This window comes from Gluconobacter kanchanaburiensis NBRC 103587, from assembly GCF_007988905.1.
GTDB lineage: Bacteria > Pseudomonadota > Alphaproteobacteria > Acetobacterales > Acetobacteraceae > Gluconobacter > Gluconobacter kanchanaburiensis.
Map to the genome: position 1 here is coordinate 1 of NZ_BJVA01000036.1, position 2,731 is coordinate 2,731.

Here is a 2,731-nt window from a genome sequence, read left to right on the forward strand (position 1 = left end):
TTTACCGAGTAAAAGCTCTGACGAAGGCGTTCTGCTGTTTGACTTCGACGGGGAGCCTTGTGTCGGTGAGGGCTTTTCCCTGCCATCCGGCGCCGAGGGCGACGTAGAGGGCGACGGCGTTTCGGACACGGGCGAGGCGCCCGACGACGGCCTGGTCTTCGGCGGAGAGGGCGGTCTGTTCGGTCGTCAGTACGTTCAGATAACCGGTCAGGCCCGCTCCGAACAGTTTCTGCGCCCGGTCGCGGGCCAGAGCTGCATCGACGGAGGCCTGGTTCAGTTCTTCGACCAGTTCGGCATTGTGCCGCCAGTCGCCCATCGCATCCTCGACTTCCGCGAACGCCTTGAGCACCGTTTTACGATAGTTCAGACGGCTGCCCTCGGCTTCGGCCCGGGCCTGCGCGATCGCGGCGGTATAGCGGCCGCCATGGATGACCGGCAGCGTCGCCATCATCATGAAGCTCCAGGCCATGCCACCCGCCTGAAACGCCTGGTAGGCGGCCGAAGCATTCGGGTTGAAGGTCAGCGGGATCATGAATTTCGGATAGAGGTTCGAGACCGCGATGCCCACGCGCGCGGTGTCGGCTGCGTATTCGGCCTCGGCAATGCGGATATCGGGACGGTTGGCCAGCACGATGGACGGCAGGCTGTCGGGGAAGCGCGGCAGGGCCGGGATCGGGCGGCGCTTTTCCAGTTCTTCCTCAAGCTGCCCCGGCATGTCGCCAACAAGGACGGCGATGGCATGCATCAGCCGCTCTTCCTGCTCATGCAGCGGCGCCAGACGCGAGCGTTCGAGATGCTCTTCCGTCTGCGCCTGCGCCACGGCCAGCGTGTTGCCCAGACCATGCGTGTAGAGCTTCTCGGTCAGTTCGCGTGAGCGTCTGGCCACGTCGATGGCGCGTTCGGTGACGCCCAGACGCTCCTGTACCGAGCGCAGCGTCACGTAATCCGTCGCCATCTCGGCCAGCAGCGCCAGCAGCACGCCGCGCCGGTTCTCGATCGATTCCTCGACGATCCGCTTACGTTCTTCCACCTGCCGGGAAATATGCCCGAACAGATCGACTTCCCAGCTCGCCCGCGCGCCATAGGTCAGGACCGAAGCGTCGGGGCGGTTGGCCGGATTGCCCGGACGCAGCGGCCAGTTGTCCACATTGATGGAATAGCGGTCGTCGCCACCGCCCATGGCAGCATCAAGCTGCGGATACCAGGCCGACTGTGCCTGACGCCGCACCGCGCGCTCGGCAATGATATGCTGCGAGGCGATCTGCAGGTCGTAATTGCCCCTGATCGCCTGATCCACCAGCTCGTTGAGCATGGGGTCATGGAACTGCGACCACCAGTCCTTCATGTCGGCTGCCGACTGCGCCAGCGCATCGGCCGTGGCGGGGTGGGGCTGCTCGACGAAGGCATCGGGCACCTTGATCCGGTCCGGCTTGAAGTTCGGCCCGACCGTGCAGGCCGTCAGCGACAGGCAGGTGCCCAGGGCAAGGGCTACGGCCCGGGTGAAAGAGTTGCGTGACATGTCAGAGGTGGTTCTGCAGCCAGGTGGTCAGACGTCCGCGCGCCCCCGGCGTCTCACGTCCGATCGTCACGGTCGCCGTCATGCCGGCCGCCAGCGTGACCTCGGGCGGCACGCTGTCGAACTCCAGACGCACCGGAATGCGCTGTGCCAGACGCACCCAGGTGAAGATCGGGTTGACGTCCGGCAGGCCCAGCTTGTCGGACACGCCGTTCTGGTCGTTGATGCCGCGCCCAATGCTGACAACATGGGCCATGATGATGCGCTTGTAGCCCATCAGCTTGATGCGGGCTTCATCCCCAACATGCACGCCATGCATCTTGGTTTCCTCGAAATACCCGTTGACCCAGTAGCTGTGCGCGTCGATCACCGCGAGCCCCGACACGCCGGCATGGGCATAGTCACCCACCCGCAGGTTGAGGTTGGTGATATAGCCGTCCACCGGTGAATAAACCGTCGAGCGCTGGAGGTTCAGCAGCGCGGTATTCAGCTCGGCCTTGGCCGCGTTGACCTTGGCTCGCTGGGTCTCGACATTGGAATTGAAATCTTCCTGCTCTTCCGCCGAGACGATGCCGCCCAGCCCCATGCGACGTTTGGCGTCGGACGTGCGAAGCTTCAGGTCTTCCTCTGCCCCGGCTACCCGGGCGCGGGCGGCGTCGATGTCGAGGCGGAAGCGCACCGGATCAAGCACGAAAAGCGGATCGCCCTTGTGGACGAACTGGTTGTCCACGACCGGCACGGCCACAACCGTGCCCGAAACTTCAGGCGCGGCATCCACGACGTAAACACGCACGCGGCCGTCACGGGTCCAGGGGGCGAGGACATAGATGTCCCACATCGTCCGCCCCAGGCCGATGGCGAGCGCCAGGACGATGAGGGTCAGCAGGACACGGATCACACTGCGGGTCCAGTTCATCGCCGACCCCTCCTATACGTAAAGGATGAGCAGACAGAGAACACAGACATAAAGCGCTATTTCAAAGAGAGCGACGTGCCAGAACCATCCGAGCGCACCAGTGCGCCACAGGATGCTTCGAAGCAGTAACGTCACAAAGACCGCCGCTACGGCGTAAATGGAAAGCGGTGCAACGAAAACGCCAAACAGGTTAACTTCAGCCAGCATCAGGTACCGACCCCACCGTCAACCACCAGACCGTCACCCGCCTGACTGTAAGACAATTCGTACACAACGCCCCTCGCTCAGCCACATCAACT

At 63.6% G+C, this 2,731-nt stretch carries 3 protein-coding genes; all 3 read right to left on the reverse strand.

What is annotated here, in order from left to right; all coding sequences use genetic code 11:
• Position 1: 1 nt before the first annotated feature.
• The 3 genes from GKA01_RS13465 to GKA01_RS13475 are packed head-to-tail and all read right to left on the reverse strand — an operon-like array spanning position 2 to position 2,639.
• The gene (locus GKA01_RS13465; RefSeq protein ID WP_146864139.1) at positions 2-1,519 is read right to left on the reverse strand and encodes an efflux transporter outer membrane subunit; all 1,518 of its coding nucleotides are present in this window, start codon (positions 1,517-1,519) and stop codon (positions 2-4) included.
• Between the two features lies 1 nt (position 1,520).
• A complete protein-coding gene (locus GKA01_RS13470; protein ID WP_146864142.1) occupies positions 1,521-2,432 on the reverse strand; it encodes a biotin/lipoyl-binding protein in 912 nt (303 codons plus the stop codon).
• 12 nt (positions 2,433-2,444) lie between these two features.
• Positions 2,445-2,639 (reverse strand): DUF1656 domain-containing protein, encoded by a 195-nt coding sequence (locus tag GKA01_RS13475; RefSeq protein WP_062499659.1) that lies wholly within the window; start codon positions 2,637-2,639, stop codon positions 2,445-2,447.
• Between the last annotated feature and the right edge of the window lie 92 nt (positions 2,640-2,731).

Bases quoted from the DNA above. Each gene is read 5' to 3' on its own strand.
- GKA01_RS13465 (WP_146864139.1), bottom strand. From the start codon at position 1,519: ATGTCACGCAACTCTTTCACCCGGGCCGTAGCCCTTGCCCTGGGCACC.
- GKA01_RS13475 (WP_062499659.1), bottom strand. From the start codon at position 2,639: ATGCTGGCTGAAGTTAACCTGTTTGGCGTTTTCGTTGCACCGCTTTCC.
- GKA01_RS13470 (WP_146864142.1), bottom strand. From the start codon at position 2,432: ATGAACTGGACCCGCAGTGTGATCCGTGTCCTGCTGACCCTCATCGTC.